Consider the following 19,000-nt stretch of genomic DNA (forward strand, 5'->3'; position numbering starts at 1 on the left):
GCCCCAAGGAGCACCGTATTGGAAAGCTTAATAAATATTGATGAGAATGATGATAATTGGTGGAAAAATGACCCATCACGAGAAGAAGGAAGAGGAGAAGGAGGAAGAGGCTGCCAAGGTTGAGCCCGTCAAGCCTGGCGAGAAGCGTGGCGGCAAGAAGAAGGGTCTTCTGGATACATGCGTGTGAAGCAGAGCCCTACCCCTCGAGGGTAGGGGCTGATTGTTTCTTTGAGTTCTCATCCCGTGGATGAGGGGGTTTGTCTACCAGCCTGTCAAGGGCTTCAGGGATCCGGGTTTTCTGCGATTTTTGTGGCTGCTTCGAACCAGCTGCAGGATTGTCTCTCCCGCTGCTGTCCGGTTATTTACGGCATATTATATAGGATAAATCACATCATTATCAATATCAAATTACACAATATATATTATTGCTCCGTTATGCAGATGCAAGCTGATAGGAAGGGTAATAACTGAGCAGCTCGATCTGAGGAAGGAATGTATGCCAGAGTTGGGTGCGTCTCCAGGAGGAGTGCGGGAAGAGAAGCGTATGAGCGATTCTGTACAGGAGATTTCCATAATCATGATTATATTCTGGTTTTGAGATCCACAGCAGACAACCATCGTCGCTTCACATCACATAATCAATGGAAGATCTGCAGAGCATGAGCGAATACAGGCTTCTCGCGCAGCGGATAGGTCTGATAGGCCTCGCGAATGTGCTGGTGAACCTCAGCGGCATATTTCTCCTTCCAATTCTGACAAAGAGCCTGCCGGTCGAGGATTACGGCGTCTGGGCGCAGGTTAATGTCACGATCAGCCTCGCCTCAGTCGTAATCTGCCTGGGGCTCTCTGCCTCCATGGTCAGATTCATGGCCGCGGCGAGCAGCAGGGAGGAGATTCAGGAGTGCTTCTACTCGATACTCGCAGTGGTGATGCTGACCGGCATATCCGCGATGCTTCTCATCTTCTGCCTCGCTGAGCCCATTGCCAGAGCCCTCTTCAACGGGAATGTGGCGGTGACAAGGGCGCTGTCGGTGATCGTTTTTGTGGAGGCGATGAATGGGCTTCTGTTCAGCTATTACAGGGCTACGCAGAGAATGAAGCTATACGCGATATTCAGCGTAGCTGTGGTATATATCACGATCGTGCTGGCGTACTGTTTTGTCAAATTGGGTTATGGCGTCTATGGTGCTGTTCTCGGATTGGGTATCGCGAAACTGATTGGTTTTGTGTTTATGCTCACCATGTTACTACAACAAATTGGTTTTCGTATACCAAGCTTTTTACATCTCCTAGAATATGTGTCCTTTGGAATACCTCTTTTTTCCTCGTATCTATTTGATTGGATCGTCAATTCCAGCGATCGGTATATAATAGGCATGCTTTTAGGCACTGTATGGGTGGGTTATTATAACCCTGGTTATCTGCTGGGTAGCCTAATTACAGTATTTATAAGTCCGATTGGTACAGTGTTACCTATAACACTGTACAGATATTATGACTGTGGAGATATTAAATCAGTTGAGAAACTACTGGGCTTCACAATTAAATACTTCCTTGCCCTAGCCATACCATCTGTATTTGGTTTGACACTTTTATCAAAACCGATGCTGTTTATGTTATCGACCCCCGATATTGCAGAGCACAGCTATCTAATTACGCCTTTTATTGCACTCAGCATGGTTCTCGTAGGTATTGCCAGTATATTATCCAACGCGATATATATTGCTAAGAAAACTGCAATATCTATGAAGATCTCTTTAATAGCAGCGATAATAAACTTGACACTTACATTGCTTCTTGTTAGTATGGCTGGTGTGGTTGGTGCTGCTGTAGCAACTTTTTTCACATTCTTTTTTATATTCATAGCTACCAATTACTTTGCAAATATGTTTATCCAAATCAAATTTGATTACGAATTTATGTTAAAAAGTTTCGTTGCTTCGCTTGTGATGTCCATTCCACTAATTCTCTGGCCTCCCTCAGGATTCATCGAGATTTTAAGAATCATTGCAGTATCGATAATTATATATTTGCAAGCGATATGGTTGCTTAGAGGGATCAATAAAGAAGAAATTAGGTTTATTAAATCCTTGCTCAATCTTTAGCGTGTCAATGGAGGTTACGAATTGAAGCCAATTGACTATATCGTACCTACATGGAATTCAGGAACTACTTTAGGTATTACGCTAGAATCCATTAAAAAATATGGTAATCCTAATAATATAATAATCGTTGATAGGAACTCCGAAGATAACACACTTGAGATAGCTCGTCGATATGGTTGCAAAATACTGACATCCGAATCGAATTTAGGAACCGCAAGGATCGAAGGCGCTAAAGCCGCAGAGACAGAATTGATTGGATTTGTTGATTCTGATGTCGAACTAACCGATGGCTGGAGAGAGCTTTTGAGGCATGCTTGGAGCGGCCGAGAGAGATACAAAGATGTTGGGGTTTTTGGTGCATATTGTGAAGGACCTATTATTAAAGATTCGCCTTTGGTTTTATATGGAAGAAATGGTGTGTTCGGCTGCATTATCACATACAGGTCGCTTATATTAGACTGCCCTGAAATGACGAAATATTCCAGCGATGAAGATTTCGCTTATGGGCAGTGTATTTTTAAAAAAGGACTTAAATGGTACATATTTCCATTTTTAATGCAGCATCACCATGATCTTACTGGCATATCGGAGTATATTCGAATGAGGTGGTACGGCGCGGGCTTACGTATTCGTGATGGATTCAAATTGGTAAATGTTCGCCGGATAATTGGTGGAGCAGTTGTTGGCATCCCCATGCACAATCCAAATGCTAGCTACATGGAAAATTGGCGCATTAGGCTGAATTACTTTTTGGGATACATTATGTATAAAAAATATTATGAACTCAATCGTAGTAAAAATAAATAATATAAATGCATTTTAATTATGAAAATCTTTTGAATATAACTTTAATATATTATTAACTGCAGCGCTCCACGAAAACCGATCTCTTGCAGTTTTTTTAGCGTTTAGACCAATCTCTTCCGCTATCTCTTTATTTCTAAGCAGGCAAATCACTTTTTCGGCAATCTTAGCTTCATCTGGTTCCACAAGAAGGCCATTTTTCCCGTCCTCTATAGCTTCTGGTATTCCTCCCACTGGAGTAGCTATTATCGGTTTTCCCATGGACATTGCCTCTAATAATGCTATTGGCAACCCTTCCCCCAATGAGATATGAGTATAAATATCACTTAGCAACAATGGAACATACGGATTATCCACATCACCTGTGAATATAACAGCGTGTTCAAGACCTTCTTTTTTTGCAAATTCCCTTAGCTCGGCAGTATATTTGCCTTCACGTGTGACTAAAAGAATAGCGTTTGGGTATACGCATTTAATTTTTTTAAGAGATTTTATTAGATACTTAAGGCCATCTGCTTTATATTTTAATGCAGTCAGGCCGAGCGCCAGAAGAATAGGATATTGATTCTTGATGTCAAATTTGCTATTAAATGTAGCTATCTCTTCCTCTGATGCATCTCTTACATCTATACCTGCGTAAGTTATTACTGTGTTCTTGAACTTTAGACCCCATACGTCCCCAACAGTGGTTTCTAGCTTTTTTGAAACAAATGTAACATAGTCACATTTTTCTAAAAGCTTCTGAAGAGCGATTCTTTTTAAAACCGGCAATTTATTATCTTTTTCGGGTTCTGTATGAAATGTATAGATCAGCTTACATCTAAAAAGTTTTTTATAAAAATATCCTGCCAGAAGATAATAGTATAATCCGCCATGCGAGTGGATTACATTTGGCTTAAATTTCAATAATAAGTAAAATGCTGATAATAACTTAGTGAGAATAAAGTTTCGATTTTTGATTTTATAATTCTCTGGATCCTGTCCCTCCTTAAATGCAACTTTTACATCGATGTCTCTTTTCTTGAGCTCCTCCACTAAGCCTTCCACATAGCTTCGTATTCCGCCCGCGCATCCTTTCCAATAAGTAGTAGTTATAAGAACTCTCATAGTGCCCATCTCAAATTGCTATGCAAGTCGATTTATCATTACTATTTGTTTATGATCTCCGTATATTTTTATTGATTTTATCGCGAGCTCCAGAGTAGCTCCGGAGTTCCATGTTGGTATTATATAATCGATTCTATCCATATGATCACCGCCCCTTCTCCGGCAGTTCCTTTAACAGCGTGACTAGTCTGCGTTCCCTTTGATCAATCCTGAAACTCCTCTCAATCCGATCTCTGGGGGATTTCTCAGAGACCATTGCCATCCGTATCGCTTCAGCCGTTGCCTTTTCATCGCCATATGGAACATAGAAACCTGTATCCCCCACAACCTCAGGAAGCGCCCCTCGATCTGTGACCACGGGAACACATCCGCATGCCATCGCCTCTGCAAGAGCCATACCAAACGACTCGACATAGGAGAGCTGACAGTACACCTTTGCTCTTTGATAGCATTCCACGAGCTCATCCCGTGAAACACGTCCTAAGATCTTCACGTTCTCAGGGCTTTTTGATCTCAGAATATTTAATACATCTCCACGAACTCCAATTATCAAAAATTTAACATTCGGAAGCAAATATGCAGCCTCAACAAAGGTATCCAATCCCTTCAGCTTGATGACATTTGTTGAACCTGAGGCGACTGTAAGTACCAGATCATCTTTTTCTCCCTTCGGATGGAACTTCTCTGTATCTACGCCGTTGTAGACGACCTCTAAACGTCTTGGTTTCGTCCTTTTGAGGACTTCCTCTCTGGTGAATTGCGAAACCGCCAGAACCGCATCAGCATTCTCCAATGCCAGATCTGTGTATTTCCGTTTAATCCATCCCTGCGTATACTGACCATATCCAATATCAGGAAGGAATGCAACATCGTAGCCACCCGCCACCACCACAGACCTTTTCCCAAATATCCTGGAAAGCATTACACTCAGAAAAGAATGGCCAGCGGCAAACCAGCTGAATACAATATCAGAGCGCGATATGGAAGACGCCATCTCAAAGATATCGCCCGGCTTACTGTACTGCACCCTCTCCACATCGAAATGCCTGGAGAGGATCTCATAATCCTGCTCGACAAATGATGAATAATCGTAATATACGAATGCTACTCTCATAGATGACGCCTTTTAGATCACGAATAGCTGTCAGATGCCTGCCTTCATCCCCACACCCTCTCGTACACCTCTTTCACCCGCTCCGTATTCTCCTCCCAGAACCTGTAGTCGCTCTCTTTCATTTTCTCAGGCTCCCTCTCCATGCTCTCCTCCACTGCTCTTCTCAGCTCTGTGCTCCTCACAACCCACAGGTTCTTCCTCCTCTCCTCCAGGGTGATTCCGGAGGCGACAACCTGCCTGCCCAGGTTCAGGTACTCGTTCAGCTTCCATATGCTCTTGTCTGTGGAGTACGGCGTAAGCGCGTTCTCCCTTCTCGGGATTATGCAGATTCTGGCTCTTCTGACAAGCGCTGCGACCCTGCTGTGAGGCTGCCAGCCGAGCGCTTTAACATTTTCTGTTTTTCTCCGGAGATACCACCACGCGAACGGCCCGCCTCCAACGATCCAGAACTCCTGATCCGGGAGATCCCGCGCGACTCTTAAAAGAGAATCGATGCCCTCCTGCTCGCACACTCTTCCGACGAAGATCACCACGTTCTCCGGCTCGATATCGTCTCCAGGCTCCGCGAAGCTCCTCTGCGGGTAATTTGGAATCACGCGAATCTCCTTCCCTGGAGCATACGACATCGCCTTCTCCTTCAAGGGTGTGTTCACAGTGGTTATCACATCAGCCGCCTCAGCCAGCTGCCGCTCGAAGCGCTCGCATGCACTCTTTGCGATGGAGCCGAAGCGCAGCTGCGTCTCCACGCCCCATGGAGATCTGTAATCGTATATCAGGCGTCTGTATCCCGATCCTCTAAGAGAGGGAATCCAGTGGTAAATCACATCAGGAACGTTGAAGAGATGAACGATATCAGGCCTCTCCTTAAGAACGATCCCCCTGGCCTTCCTTGCGATGGAGATCCAGTTGACTGTATCAAACCTCGGCACGATCGTCTCGTACCCCAGCTCCTTCAGCGTCGCCTCAAAGAGCCTGAGCCTCGTCGTCTTCTCCGGCTGGTTCGCGAGAAGCAGCACCTTCATCTGCACCCATCTCCAACATCGAGCAACTTTGGTTGCGCTTCATCCTCCATCATCAATCTTCTGCAGCCCTCCTCAGAACGCTCTCGTACCTGGCTGCCAGAGCGCGCCAGTCATACCTCTCAGCGATCTCCCTGTATCTTCTCTGATCCTGCGGGCTCTCCAGGATACGCTTCACCTGCGATATGAAGCTCTCCCTGTCATCATAGTAGTACAGGCTGTCCCCGAGAAGCCGCTCGAGCGAGAGCATTCTTGTGGTGAGAACAGGCCTGCCGCATGCGAGGTAGTTGAAGATCTTCCCTCCAGCAGCATACTCGTTCTTCTTCATCATTCTCAGGGGGTTGAGGCCTATGTCCATCGCAGATATGTACCTGCCGAGCTCCGCGTACGGCACAGCTCCCGTGAAGATCACCCTCTCTCCAACGCCGAGCCGCTCAGCCATATCCTTTATGCGCTCGCCGTAATCCGTGAACAGGCTCGGGCCCACAACGAGGAGTGTGACATCGAGATCTGGCAGAGCGCTCACAACGGTCTCGAGATCGACCCAGTACTCCAGCGATCCGACGTAACCGATCACATCCCCCTCAAGACCGAGAGCGATCTTTGCCTCTCCAGCATCAATAGGTTTCAGAAGGCTCGTGTCCACGCCGTTCGGAATGATCTCCACATCACGAACGCCGATGTTTCTGAGGTACTCTTTGAGCTCCTGGGTCACGGTTATCACAGCCCTGGCGTGCCTGAGGTTGTACCTGGTGATCGCCCTGACGCCGAGCTTGACAGCCCTGCCGAAGAGCGAGCCCGGGTAGTATATGGATGCGGATTCCTCCAGATGGTCGAGATAGTCGAAGACCACGGGCGTATCTGTGAGGTTCGCCATGAAGGACGGGAGGATGTTCGCTGATAGAATCACATCAGAGTCCCTGGCAGCATCGCGGATCACGCGGAGATGGGATAAAGCGCTTGTGATGTAGTAGACAGACGGATCCTCAGCTTTGGACGATCCTGCCTTCAAAAGAGAGCATCTCGTCCATCTCGGGCTGTTATCTCTGAACTTCGAGAGCTCGAAGTGCAAAACCTGCACCTCATGCCTCTCCGCTATTATATCGAATATGAAGTTCAACCTGTTCGGAAACGGATGTCTTATCCAGTCAGTTGTCGGTATGACCAGTATCTTCATTGGCGATTCTGAGGAGAATCATTAAAATATATAAACTAGCTGCATATCTGGTCTCTGTTCAGGGCGTGAGAATCTGAAGGCTGTCATACTTGCTGCCGGAGAGGGGCACAGGTGCAGGCCCCTGACCCAGACCAGGCCGAAGGTCATGCTGCCACTGGCGAACATGCCGTTCATGGAGCATGTCGTCCGAGCCCTTGTGGACAACGGGATAGATGAGATCGTGGCTGTCGTCGGGTATCAGAAGGAGCGGGTGATGGACTACTTCGAGGATGGCGTGAAGTTCGGCGCCCGCATAACATACGTCTTCCAGGAGGAGCGTCTTGGCACAGCACACGCGCTCCGCAGGGCCCAGGAGCACATCGATGATCAGTTTCTGGTCGTGAATGGCGACAACATCCTGGACAGCAGAGCGGTCGGGGATCTTTTAAGCGCGGATGGCGATTACGTCATCCTCGGCGCGCTCAGGGAGCATGCTGGAGATTATGGAGTTCTTGTGGTTGATGGGGATGTGGTAAAGCAGATCCATGAGAAGCCTGGGAGGGCCTGTGCGGGCATCGTGAACACAGGTGCGTACAAGATGATGCCCGATATCTTCGAGGAGATACCGAGGACGCCGATATCAGAGCGTGGAGGATATGATATCACCCAGACCCTCTGCCAGATGATGGAGAGAGGGGTGAAGATCAGGACAGTCGTGACGAAGGCCATCTGGGGCGATGCGGCCTTCGCATGGGATCTGCTCGCTGCGAACAGCATCGCAGCCGGCTTGATGAAGAGCGAGATTCATGGGGAGATCGAGGATGGCGTGGTAATCCGTGGGCAGGTCTCGCTCGGGGAGGGCAGCCTGATCAGATCCGGCTCATACATAATAGGGCCTGTGCTCATAGGAGAGGGATGCGACATAGGCCCGAATGTCACGATCCTCCCCTCAACGACCATCGGGGACTCGGTACGTGTGGGTTCGTTCACAGAGATCAGGAACAGCATCCTGATGAGAGGCTCAAGGATAGGATCGATGTCTGTCATATCAGACTCAGTCATCGGAGAGGACTGCTGCCTCGGAGATATGTGTTTGATAGAAGCAGGCAGCTCACTGGCAGAGGTCGAGGGAGAGTTCTACAGAGCTGAGTTTGGTGCTGTGATGGGCGATTCTGTGGTGGCGGGAAGCAGGGTTCTGATGATGCCGTGCAGCGTCGTGGGATCCTCTGCTAAAATCGGATCCGGTGTCACGATCCGCGGCAGCGTGGAGCGGGGGAGCAGGGTGGTTTAGATGTGCGGGATTGTTGCGTACATAGGCGCCGAAAAGGCCGGCCCAGTACTCCTCGACACGCTGAAGAGGCTCGAGTACAGGGGCTACGACTCCGCAGGGATAGCGCTAGCCTCCAATGGCAGCATGGAGGTTTTGAAGGCTGCAGGCAGAATCTCGGATCTAGAGATCATCTACAGATCCAGAGGAGAGCCGGAGGGATCGATAGGGATAGGGCACACCCGCTGGGCCACGCATGGGCGGCCCAGCGATGAGAACGCGCATCCGCACACCTCTGGAAGCATAGCGGTTGTGCATAATGGAATTATCGAGAACTATCTCGAGCTCAGGGAGCAGCTCAGGGATAAAGGCTATGTCTTCACATCGGAGACAGACAGCGAGGTTCTCGCACACCTCATCAATTACCACTACAGCGGCGAGACGAATGGGGATCTTGCTGTATCCGTCTCGAGAGCCCTGAAGGATGTCAGAGGATCCTACGCAATAGTTGTCATGGCCTCTGGTATTCCGTACCTCGTATGCGCGAGAAAGGACAGCCCGCTGGTGATAGGGATCGGCGGATCCTCGAACTACATCGCCTCTGATGTCCCTGCGTTACTGCCGTACACGCGCGACGTAATAAGGCTCAGGGATGGGGAGATAGCGGTAGTTCACAGGGATAAGATCGAGATAATGGATATCTCGGGAGCGGTGCGTGAGCCAGCGGTTGAGCGCATCACATGGGATGCGGATGCTGCGGAGCGCGGCGGCTACCCTCACTTCATGCTCAAGGAGATCCACGAGCAGCCAAGGGCGGTTCAGGAGACGCTTGCCGGCAGGATCTCAGAGATGGAAGGAGATGTCAGGCTCGACCTCGGACTTAACCAGTGGGAGATACAGACGCTCCAGAGGGTATCGATACTGGCGTGCGGCACATCATACCACGCAGGCCTTCTGGCACGCTACTTCTTCCCGCGCACTGCTGGCCTGCCCGTCGATGTTGAGGTCGCGTCTGAGTTCCAGCACATGCAGCTCCGGCCGGGAACGCTCCTTGTGGCGATATCTCAGTCAGGAGAGACCGCGGACACGCTCATGGCGCTCAAGAAGGCGAAGACATGTGGCGTCAAGAGCCTGGCGATAACCAATGTCGTCGGGAGCTCCATAACAGAGATCGTCGATGCCACGATATACACAAGATGCGGCCCTGAGATCGGGGTCGCGGCCACGAAGACTTTTGTCGGGCAGCTCGTTGCGCTGTTCCTTCTGGGCATCAGGCTCGGCCGGGCCAGAAACCATCTGCTTCCGGAGCAGGGGAGGAGGCTTCTCGGAGAGCTCTCGCGCCTGCCAGGGCTCATACAGGCCGTTCTTGAGAGGAGGGATCAGATAAGAGAGATAGCTCAGAGGTTCTCTGGCGCGGACATATACTTCTTCATAGGCAGGGATATCCTCTATCCGATAGCTCTCGAGGGCGCCCTGAAGATGAAGGAGATCGCGTACATACCAGCGGAGGGATACCCTGCGGGCGAGCTGAAGCACGGGCCTCTTGCACTGATCACCGAAGGCACCCCTGTCGTGGCGTTTGCGACCTGCGGGGAGAAGATATACTCCAACATGAAGGAGGTCAGGGCACGTGGCGGAGAGGTGATAGCGTTCGCGGCGGAGGGCGACCGGGAGGCAGCAGAGATAACCGACACGGTCGTCGAACTCCCCAATACACTTCCCGTATTCTCCGCGGTCCTCTGCACCGTGGGGGCACAGCTCCTCGCGTATTACACCGCACAGATCCTTGGAAGGGATATCGACAAGCCCAGAAACCTGGCGAAGAGCGTTACGGTGGAGTGAAAAGCAGCCGGCTCAGCCTGAACCGCCAGCGTATGCAGGGTTGGAGTATGCTCTCGGCACCGACCTCCACAATCATTTTATTACCAGGGTGTGTCTAATATGCTAATATTAGAATATGCTGTATTCCAAAGTTAAGCTAAGATAAATTTTAATATACCATAAAACAAGCAAATAACATGCTTAAGAGATGGGATACAAGATTATACGATATTAAGTTAATATTAGAAGTATTTGATTCGTTATCGTTAGATTTGCGATCAATAAATGCTCCAAAACCAAAAGTTTATGATTTGGAGACCATAATTAAGGCACTTTTGATAAAAGAGTTTGAGGGGCATTCTTTAAGATCAGCAGAAGTTAGGATTAAAGAAGTGCTTGGAATAAGAATTGATCATTCAGTTTTGCATTTCTGGGAAAAGAATTTATCTTCAAATATTGAAGAGATATTAAATAAAGTTCTTGAAAGGTTACAATCAATAGATTATACAGATAGTTTCATTGATTCCACTAAATTCGCAAATAAAAAAAGGATATCATAAAGATACAAGCAATAACCAGGAAAAATGAAACGATATTCCCTGTGGAAACGAGGATAAAATCGGAACTAACAGTGCCTGAGGGATCAGGCTATTTATTTGGTGACGGTGAATATGATTCCAGGAAATTTTTGAATGATGTTGTAGATAAAGGTTACATGCCTGTTATTAAACCGAGAAAAATAAGTGCCGGTGGTTTTGGATCCAGAATCAGAGATCGGATCTTTAATAGAGAAATATACAAACACAGATCAGTTTGTGAAGGATTCTTTGGTGCTTTGACCAATTGGTTTGGAGATAGAATACCATGTTTCCTCGAAGAGACAACTATTACAAGGATGCTTCTGAGAGTACTGGCTTATGCATTGAGAATTCTATCAAGATTTAGTATAAAATAAATTTGAATGATAGACACACCCTTTATTACCATAATCCTTAAATATAGAACTTATTAAACATTATTTTGTGATTAGTATGAAGAAAGCGATATTGCTCCTGATTTTATCGCTGATCGCTGTTCACTCAGCATATGCTGAGCCGATCAAGATAGTGGCCACGACCTCCACCCTGGAAGATCTCATAAAGGGCGTGGGCGGGGATAATGTCGATGTCACCTACATAGTCTCTTCCGGTGTGTGTCCAGATCACTGGGACCTGAAGCCATCGCAGGTTGCCGCTCTGAACGAGGCGAGCATAATATTCCAGCATGGCATGGAGGGGTGGCTGAAGAACATCACAAGGCCAGATCAGAAGGTGATAGTCCTCTCCGGTCCCTGGAACACGCCGCAGATGGCGATAAACAAGACGATGCAGATCGCGGCCGCTCTCAAGGAGGCCGATCCGGAGCATGCAGAGGAGTATGATCGGAGAGCAGAAGTGCTGGTCGAACGCTTCCAGAACGTCTCGGAGGTTCTGAGCGAGAGGGCCAGGGAGGCGGGCACTGGGAACGTGAAGGTCCTGTGCATGGAATGGCAGTCCGGATTCGTATCGTGGATGGGATTTGATATAGTGAAGACATACGCCTCTGAGGAGAAGCTCTCGCTGAAGGATGTCAATGATTTGATAAATGTGGGCAGGGAGAACAGCGTCTCCATAGTTGTGGATAACCTCCAGAGCGGTGTCAATGTTGGCGAGCAGATCGCAAAGGAGATAAACGCCACGCATGTAGTCCTGACCAACTTCCCCGGAGCGGTCGAGGGGACAGAGACGCTCGATAAGATGATTCTCCACAACGGCGAGGCACTGCTTGCAGCAGTCGGCTCAGCCGCATGAGGGGCACGCTGCGGAGTAGATGCTCCGAAATTTTTTGGCCGCATCTTGATTCGGCGGACTGGTAGTGGAGACGGAGTCGATTGTTTCTGGTTCTGGCACCAGAGCGCCTCTCCATGAGTTTTTGTGCCGAGGACGTCTCAAATTGCTTCATAAGAGCGTATCGGATAACTGATACGTAAACTGATGCACCAAAATCCCTTCAGAGCAGGCTTTTTCTGTCAGCGAGCCCCAGAAGGTTCAGCAGCCCCAGAAGATTCTCCCTGGATATCGATCCGTCGGAGACCTTCTTCAGAACATCCTTTGCATTGAATGCCACTCCCAGTCCTGCATTCTGTATCATAATACAATCATTTGCTCCATCCCCGACAGCAACGATATTGTCAGGGCTTATACCCTCCATCTCAGCGAGCCGCTTGACTATCTCTCCCTTCGCCTTGGCATCAATGATCTCGCCCTTTATCTCTCCTGTCAAACGCCCATCCTGTATCTCGAGCTCATTGGCGAATGTGTAGTCGAAACCCAAACGCTCCTTAAGGACATCGGTGAAGTACGTGAAACCCCCACTTATGAGCGCTATCTTGTAGCCCATCTGCTTAAGGTGGTGGATGAGCTCCTCAGACCCAGGTGTGAGAGAAAGCTGATCCGCGATCTCCTTCAGTGCCGATACCGGCATCCCTTTAAGGAGCCTCACGCGACGCCTGAGCGACTCCTCGAAATCGATCTCGCCGTTCATCGCCCTGTCTGTTATCCTCCTCACCTCCTCATCGACGCCTGCGAAGCTTGCGAGCCTGTTTATTATCTCGAAGTCCACGATCGTCATGTCCATGTCGAAGACGATCAGACGCTTCTCCTTTCTGGCCTTGTCCAGACTCTGGACCACGACATCTAGACCCAGACGCTCGCATTCCGATCTGATCCACTCCCTGCACTCATCAGGATTCGCATCCCCGAAGTCCATCACGAACTCTATTGAGATGAGATCGCCACGAGCGGTCACCGCAGCCCTCTCGATGTTTATGTCTCTGGCGGATGCCACTGATGCAACATCTCTTATTATCCCCACCCTGTCCCTTGCGAGGATTGTGACGACGTAGAGGTTCTTCATGCTCCTTCTAATTCCCCGGTATCTCTCCAGCGGCAGGAACATGCACTGCACTCCAAGGGAATTGGACCGTCTATGCATCTCCATCTCAAGCTCTTTTGGGGAGATCTCCGCTCTGGAGAAATCCGCGACCACAGACATGACGAACAGCCCCTGGAGAACCCTCTGGTCCATGTCTACTATATTCACATTCCTCTCTGCTGGGAGCTGGAGTATGTCGTGTATGAGGCCGGGCCGGTCCCTGCCCACGAATGATATCACCCACAGGTCTTTAAAATGGGATTCAGGATCGGCGCTCATAAACAAGATGCTCCTTTCTCCATCCCGGTGAATCTGCTGTCTGGCTCCGCAGTGGTGCGCAAACCGCGGATGCAGCTTGTGAAGTACCGCCTATCGGTTCTCGATCCCATATCCATGCACACCTTAGCGCGCCGAGAGCAGCTTTCAGAGGGCTTCTTCGAGCCTGGGGTCTGATCTGACCTGTGCTCATCTCTGCGCAAATGAATCTGCAGATGGGCGACATCTGGCGTGATGGATGCATTTCTAGTATTTAGATTTGAAGCCGTCAGTGTTCTGATCCATTCGGGGCGCATCGGTCGCTGTATTGACAGACGCCCTCCACAATGCCTCTCCGAGGTCCCTGTACACCCTGGAGAGAGCATCTCCTGTTGTTATCGCCATGACGGCCTGCTCACCTGAGACGACCAGGAGCACATAGCCTTTGTCCGGTATCAACGCGCAGATCCCCTTCTCGCTCCACGGGTAGATCCTCCGCTCAATGCCAGGGATATCCCAGGAAGGTGTATCTTCAGGAGATACAGATCTGATCGATACGCCACGATCCAGCGCGCTTCTGATGGCATTATTCACATGCGAGAATATGTTGTACAGACCTCTCAGGTTCTCGAGCAGAGATGGGTTGATTATGAGGATGTCCCTTTCAGCTCCTGATAGCACCTCCATGACCTTCTCGTAGACCCTGCCTGCTCCCTGATGCACCCAGATCCCCATCTCCTCCTCGCGCCTGTCACCCTCAGCAGAGTACACCTCCTCCAGGGCGTGAAGCGCGACTTCTGCATCGGTCATGAAGCTGCTCTTCAGCCGCTCGAGCGCTGCAGCAGGATCCGTGACCCTGTACCTCATGGGCTTTGAGGGCTGGACTTCCACTATCCCCCTCATCACAAGCCTCTTCAGAGCGCCATAAACCGCAGGTCTTGGTATTCCGGAGATCTGGTGGATCTCAGAGGCTATTCCTGCCTTGAGCCTGGTGAGTGCTGTATAAACCCTGGCCTCATATTCAGTGAGCCCGAGGTCGCGCAGAGCTTTGATCGCGTTCTTCTCAGACATCCTGTGTATATCTCTCATAGAAGGTTTTATATGTCTTTCTGTAGAGTAACAGTATGGTCGTTATGGCATTAAATACAATAGACAGGGATGTGGCTTCCGTCTGTCCTGTGTGTCTAAAGATCGTAAATGCACATATATTCCAGCAGGGTCAGGCGGTCATGATTCGGAAGACATGCCCGGAGCATGGGGAGTTCGAGGATGTCTATTGGTCAGATGCCGAGCTTTACAGAAGGTTTGTCAGATACATTGAGACCGGCAGGGGCATAGAGAACTTCATCACAAAGGGGGACTGCCCGTTCAGCTGCGGTCTCTGTGATAACCATAAAACTACAACGCTTCTCGCAAACATAGACGTGACGACGAGGTGCAACCTCTCATGCCCGATATGCTTCGCGGATGCATCTCCAAAAAAAGTCTATGAGCCCACCATGGAGCAGATCGAGCGCATGCTGAAGATCCTGCGGGAGGAGCGCCCGGTCCCGTGCTATGCGGTGCAGTTCTCGGGTGGAGAGCCCACTGTGCGTGATGACCTTCCTGAGATGGTGGCTCTCGCGAGGTCCATGGGCTTCACGCAGATTCAGATCGCTACAAATGGGCTGAGGCTTGCGGCATCACCTGAGCTGGCGAGCCGTCTCAGCGAGGCTGGACTGAGCACGGTCTATCTCCAGTTCGATGGGGTGGATGCAGGGCCGTATATCACAATGAGGGGCAGGAATCTTCTCGACGTGAAGCTACGCGCGATAGAGTCCTGCAGGAGCGGCGGGCTGAAGAGCGTAGTTCTGGTCCCGACGGTGGCGAAAGGCGTTAACGACTTTCAGTTAGGCGGGATCATCCGATTCGCGAGCCGCAATGTGGATATCATCCGCGGGGTCAACATGCAGCCCATATCTTTTGCGGGAAGGGTTGAGGAGGCGGAGCGAAAGTCAAACAGGATCACGATACCCGACCTCATAAAGTCGATCGAGGAGCAGACCGAAGGGGAGGTGTCGAGAGAGGACTTCTATCCGGTTCCGTTCGTCGCTCCGATCTCCAGGATCGTGGAGGTGCTGACCGAGAGACCCAGGCTGGTCTTCACGGTGCATCCCTGCTGTGGTGCAGCCACCTATGTCTACTGTGAGGGCGAGAGGCTGATACCCATAACGAGGTTTGTGGATGTGGAGGGCCTGATGGAGAGGCTCACGGAGATCCTCCAGGATTACAACGGATCGAAGATATCGAAACTCAGGATTCAGGGGTCTCTGCTGAAGGACCTGCCCGGGTTTATAGATGAGAGCAGAGCCCCAGGGGATCTGAATATCACAAAGCTCCTGATGAACGTGCTGAGAACAGGCACGTTCGACTCCCTGAGGGAGTTCCATTCCAGGAATCTGTTCATAGGTGCCATGCACTTCCAGGATCTATACAACCTGGATCTTGAACGGGTGAGCAGATGCGGTATACATTACGCCACTCCGGATGGTAGGATAATACCGTTCTGCACATACAATACAATCCACAGGAGCGAGGTGGAGAATCAGTATTCCATCGCGGAGACATGCGCACCAGCGCAGGAGGTGGGAGTGCCTCCTGCCATGTAATTGCCGGCGCATCTTGTAATCTGGCCTGCAGACAGAACTGCCTCGCCAGGTCGGGGGATGCCGCAGGCCTCAGATCTTCTCGGGTTCGTCAGGGCACTGGACAAATGCCGGTAAACGCTCATATGTTGGTAGCAACTTGTAGGGCATGCGATGTGGTTGGCGAAAGCACTCATTCATTCGCCACGAACGCATAGCATGACCACTGTTCCTTCGGGCAAGCCATCAAATGGATAAGAGCGCCGGTAAAATACTCTCAGGACAGGAGGAAGGCAGCGTGAGATACTCTGTTGAGTTGATATCCCCGGAGAGAAAGATCGAGTTTGCTGAGAAGTATGCGGATCAGGTTCTGTATGAGGTCAAATCCGAGATATACGGATGCTGCATAAAGCTTCTCACAGGAATCCGCGATGTGAAGAGCAGGTGGGAGGAGAGCTTCTACTTCATGTCCCAGAGCGTCCGCTCTCACGGGCGGATGTATGTTGTGAATGACGATGGCGGGAAGAACCGTGTTCTGTACGATCCCCAGTCGAAGACCGCGTTCCTTGTGAACTTCGACTACTATGGATGGATAAAGTCGCTTGCTTTATCACTGGCCGGAGACATCCTGGAGGATGAGCACGGGATACACTCGGTGCATGGCGCATGCCTCGATCTCGATGGGAGGGGCATATGCATCATAGGAGGCTCAGGCACGGGAAAGACGACACACACCTACGGTCTTCTGAGAGATCAGAGGGTGCGGGTGGTATCGGACGACTGGTTCTTCGGGAGGATCTACGGCAGAGACGTCCTGGGCTATGGATCAGAGAAGAACTTTTACATAAGAGCAGAGCTCTCAACAATCTGGAAGGAGTTTGCCTGGCTTGTGGAGAGGGCTGAGCTCGACTCCATGGGGAGAGGGGTGGTCGACCTCAGATGGGCGATAGGCAAGGGCAGAATACTGCCTCTCACCACGATACGGCATGTGTTCATTCTCAAGAGAGATTCTTCGGACGACCGGATTGTGCGTCTCTCTCCGGAGGATGCCCTCCAGATGGTCGAAAAAAACGGTTACTTCAACCCCCATCTGCTCGTCGATGGGGATCTCAAGAGAAGGATCCGGAGCGGGTTCTTCAGGGCGATGCTCTCGAGCGCATCTGTATGGGTGGTCAACACCATAGGGACGCCTGAGGAGACCCAGTCCATGATAAGGGATGCGATTAACGTTTAGTTAATGCCGCCTTGTGACATTCACCTGATGTCCATCTTGACCTTCCCCATCGAGGAGAGGTAGGCCACCTCCTTTCCGGGCTCGAGCTTCGGCTTCATGTCCTCCGTTATCGGCACGTCTATCGTTGTGTAATCCTTCAGATCCATGAGCTGAACGCTGGTCTCACCCACAGATAACACCTGTCCCGTCTTCCGCTCTACTATCGGCGCGTAAACCTTCGTGGTGACCGGCGCGACGATGGATCGCTTCTGGTTGTCGAATATGCCGATCGCGTCTATTCTCGCCTTGGCAGCTCCGTGCTTGCCGGGTTTCGAATGCGCTATGCTCTTGATTATGCATGGCTCGTCATCGATTATTATATATCTTCCTTCCTTGAGCGTCCTTATCTCTACTTGCTCCTTCATTTGAGATCAACCCTGGTCTTTCGTCTTCCGGTGGAATGATCAGATCATATATTTAAAGGTGAGGAAGATGCTCCATCCTGCATCACCATGAGTCTGCATGGCCATCAGATGCAGGTTCGGTGATGAGCTCATAAAATAGTGGGAAGATCTCAGTTTTGTGAGATCTCTGCATACGCAGGCTGTTTTGGGTCAGAGAATTAGAGCGGCCATGAGCATAGTAGTGGGTCTTGACATCTCCACGAGATCGTTAACTCTGACGAATCTCATTCCCCTCTCAGATGCATCACCGACGAACCTATCAAGTGCGTCCGGAGCGGATATCTTCTTTGAGGAATCCGAGAAAGCCGCTGATCGTGAGCAGCGGGGCTCTCATATCATGAGATATCGTGTACAGGCGCCACTCCATCTCCTCGTTTTTCAATTTGAGCTCTGAGGTCCTGTCAGAGACGAGCTTCTCCATAGTCTTGTGGGAGCTCCTGAGCATCGCCTCTTTCTCTTTTTCTTCGGTGATGTTGCTACTTATGATCTGTGCGCGTATGCTGCTCGATCTGAGCGGATGCACCCATGTTCTCAGATGCAGTTTCTTACCATCCGGACTGTTGTAGATGTGCTCGAAGCTCTTTTCATAACCGGTGTCGAGAATATCGAGAATGCGCGAGCGCGCCTCGCGATCTCCGAATGGCGGATGGTCCATTCTGTTGATCCCCTCTATGTCCAGTCCAGTTATCGATGTGAACGCCGGGTTTGCAAGCACAACCCTGCATTCTTGATCCAGATACGCCACGCCCAGCGGCAGGCTCTCGAAGAGATGTTTGTAAATAACACACTGGTCGATGTCATGCTCTTCCACATGCGCTCCCTCCAAAAGACTCTTCAGTGAATGACACAATTCAAAATATTAAAAATGTTGTCCCTCTGCGGTGTGGCGAGGGCTAAGAACTTTTGTCACCTGTTAAGGCAGTATTAGAGATTCTCTTTCAGCAGCTGGTACACCACATAAACCGCAATCACGAAGACCACAAGCTTTGCCAGCCACATCAGCGGTCCCCACAGCACTATCACGAGTATCACTGCTAGTATCAGGAGTATCAGGTTTCTGTCCCTTTTCTTGAATCTGCTCATGAGAGATACAATGTGT

20 protein-coding genes are annotated in these 19,000 nt (G+C 50.0%); 10 read left to right on the forward strand and 10 right to left on the reverse strand.

Annotated features, from left to right (window positions below; translation table 11 throughout):
* The first annotated feature begins 40 nt into the window (after positions 1 to 40).
* From MTHE_RS08755 to MTHE_RS08765, 3 genes are all read left to right on the forward strand, one after another.
* A complete protein-coding gene (locus tag MTHE_RS08755) occupies positions 41 to 187 on the forward strand; it encodes a hypothetical protein (RefSeq protein ID WP_175265957.1) in 147 nt (48 codons plus the stop codon).
* A 472-nt stretch (positions 188 to 659) separates the two neighbouring features.
* Positions 660 to 2,105 (forward strand): oligosaccharide flippase family protein, encoded by a 1,446-nt coding sequence (locus tag MTHE_RS08760; RefSeq protein WP_175265958.1) that lies wholly within the window; start codon positions 660 to 662, stop codon positions 2,103 to 2,105.
* A gap of 21 nt (positions 2,106 to 2,126) precedes the next feature.
* Positions 2,127 to 2,912: a glycosyltransferase family 2 protein gene (locus MTHE_RS08765; protein WP_011696818.1), complete on the forward strand. Its 786-nt coding sequence runs from the start codon at positions 2,127 to 2,129 to the stop codon at positions 2,910 to 2,912.
* 12 nt (positions 2,913 to 2,924) lie between these two features.
* Here the strand turns inward: MTHE_RS08765 and MTHE_RS08770 are convergent, their stop codons facing one another.
* Genes MTHE_RS08770 through MTHE_RS08785 form a run of 5 tightly spaced genes read right to left on the reverse strand, consistent with a single transcriptional unit; the run spans position 2,925 to position 7,326 of the window.
* Positions 2,925 to 4,016: a glycosyltransferase family 4 protein gene (locus tag MTHE_RS08770; RefSeq protein ID WP_175265959.1), complete on the reverse strand. Its 1,092-nt coding sequence runs from the start codon at positions 4,014 to 4,016 to the stop codon at positions 2,925 to 2,927.
* An 18-nt stretch (positions 4,017 to 4,034) separates the two neighbouring features.
* Positions 4,035 to 4,157: a hypothetical protein gene (locus tag MTHE_RS09280; protein ID WP_268741192.1), complete on the reverse strand. Its 123-nt coding sequence runs from the start codon at positions 4,155 to 4,157 to the stop codon at positions 4,035 to 4,037.
* 4 nt (positions 4,158 to 4,161) lie between these two features.
* A complete protein-coding gene (locus MTHE_RS08775; protein ID WP_011696820.1) occupies positions 4,162 to 5,130 on the reverse strand; it encodes a glycosyltransferase family 4 protein in 969 nt (322 codons plus the stop codon).
* A 44-nt stretch (positions 5,131 to 5,174) separates the two neighbouring features.
* Entirely contained in the window at positions 5,175 to 6,152 is a 978-nt protein-coding gene (locus tag MTHE_RS08780) for a glycosyltransferase (protein ID WP_011696821.1), read from the reverse strand.
* Between the two features lie 52 nt (positions 6,153 to 6,204).
* Positions 6,205 to 7,326, reverse strand: coding sequence for a glycosyltransferase (locus MTHE_RS08785; RefSeq protein ID WP_011696822.1), 1,122 nt, complete (start codon positions 7,324 to 7,326; stop codon positions 6,205 to 6,207).
* A gap of 85 nt (positions 7,327 to 7,411) precedes the next feature.
* Here MTHE_RS08785 and glmU point away from each other — a divergent pair, with 85 nt between their 5' ends.
* From glmU to MTHE_RS08810, 5 genes are all read left to right on the forward strand, one after another.
* Positions 7,412 to 8,596, forward strand: a complete 1,185-nt coding sequence (glmU, locus tag MTHE_RS08790) for a bifunctional sugar-1-phosphate nucleotidylyltransferase/acetyltransferase (protein WP_268741210.1) — start codon at positions 7,412 to 7,414, stop codon at positions 8,594 to 8,596.
* Positions 8,597 to 10,414: a glutamine--fructose-6-phosphate transaminase (isomerizing) gene (gene glmS / locus MTHE_RS08795; RefSeq protein ID WP_011696824.1), complete on the forward strand. Its 1,818-nt coding sequence runs from the start codon at positions 8,597 to 8,599 to the stop codon at positions 10,412 to 10,414.
* A gap of 176 nt (positions 10,415 to 10,590) precedes the next feature.
* Positions 10,591 to 10,953, forward strand: a complete 363-nt coding sequence (locus tag MTHE_RS08800) for a hypothetical protein (protein WP_175265683.1) — start codon at positions 10,591 to 10,593, stop codon at positions 10,951 to 10,953.
* 41 nt (positions 10,954 to 10,994) lie between these two features.
* Positions 10,995 to 11,348, forward strand: coding sequence for a transposase (locus MTHE_RS08805; RefSeq protein WP_175265684.1), 354 nt, complete (start codon positions 10,995 to 10,997; stop codon positions 11,346 to 11,348).
* A gap of 76 nt (positions 11,349 to 11,424) precedes the next feature.
* Positions 11,425 to 12,222 carry a metal ABC transporter substrate-binding protein gene (locus MTHE_RS08810; protein ID WP_011696825.1) on the forward strand — a complete coding sequence of 266 codons (798 nt, stop codon included), beginning with the start codon at positions 11,425 to 11,427 and terminating at the stop codon, positions 12,220 to 12,222.
* Between the two features lie 199 nt (positions 12,223 to 12,421).
* Here MTHE_RS08810 and serB read toward each other — a convergent pair whose 3' ends face one another.
* Positions 12,422 to 13,624: a phosphoserine phosphatase SerB gene (serB, locus tag MTHE_RS08815; protein ID WP_011696826.1), complete on the reverse strand. Its 1,203-nt coding sequence runs from the start codon at positions 13,622 to 13,624 to the stop codon at positions 12,422 to 12,424.
* Between the two features lie 243 nt (positions 13,625 to 13,867).
* Complete coding sequence (locus MTHE_RS08820) at positions 13,868 to 14,689, reverse strand: TrmB family transcriptional regulator (protein ID WP_011696827.1); 822 nt, start codon at positions 14,687 to 14,689, stop codon at positions 13,868 to 13,870.
* Between the two features lie 35 nt (positions 14,690 to 14,724).
* On the opposite strand from MTHE_RS08820, the gene tes reads away from it, so the two are divergent.
* Together tes and MTHE_RS08830 are read left to right on the forward strand one after the other, a co-directional pair.
* Complete coding sequence (tes, locus tag MTHE_RS08825; protein WP_232840859.1) at positions 14,725 to 16,248, forward strand: tetraether lipid synthase Tes; 1,524 nt, start codon at positions 14,725 to 14,727, stop codon at positions 16,246 to 16,248.
* Between the two features lie 274 nt (positions 16,249 to 16,522).
* Complete coding sequence (locus MTHE_RS08830; RefSeq protein WP_011696829.1) at positions 16,523 to 17,458, forward strand: HPr kinase/phosphorylase; 936 nt, start codon at positions 16,523 to 16,525, stop codon at positions 17,456 to 17,458.
* Between the two features lie 20 nt (positions 17,459 to 17,478).
* On the opposite strand, the gene MTHE_RS08835 is transcribed toward MTHE_RS08830, so the two are convergent.
* The 3 genes from MTHE_RS08835 to MTHE_RS08845 all read right to left on the reverse strand — a co-directional run bounded on the left by MTHE_RS08835 (position 17,479) and on the right by MTHE_RS08845 (position 18,984).
* The gene (locus MTHE_RS08835) at positions 17,479 to 17,862 is read right to left on the reverse strand and encodes a translation initiation factor IF-5A (RefSeq protein ID WP_011696830.1); all 384 of its coding nucleotides are present in this window, start codon (positions 17,860 to 17,862) and stop codon (positions 17,479 to 17,481) included.
* 298 nt (positions 17,863 to 18,160) lie between these two features.
* Positions 18,161 to 18,712: a PAS domain S-box protein gene (locus MTHE_RS08840; RefSeq protein ID WP_011696831.1), complete on the reverse strand. Its 552-nt coding sequence runs from the start codon at positions 18,710 to 18,712 to the stop codon at positions 18,161 to 18,163.
* Between the two features lie 113 nt (positions 18,713 to 18,825).
* Positions 18,826 to 18,984, reverse strand: coding sequence for a hypothetical protein (locus tag MTHE_RS08845; protein ID WP_175265960.1), 159 nt, complete (start codon positions 18,982 to 18,984; stop codon positions 18,826 to 18,828).
* Positions 18,985 to 19,000 lie beyond the last annotated feature (16 nt).

It is taken from the genome of Methanothrix thermoacetophila PT (assembly GCF_000014945.1).
GTDB classification, from domain to species: Archaea; Halobacteriota; Methanosarcinia; order Methanotrichales; family Methanotrichaceae; genus Methanothrix_B; species Methanothrix_B thermoacetophila.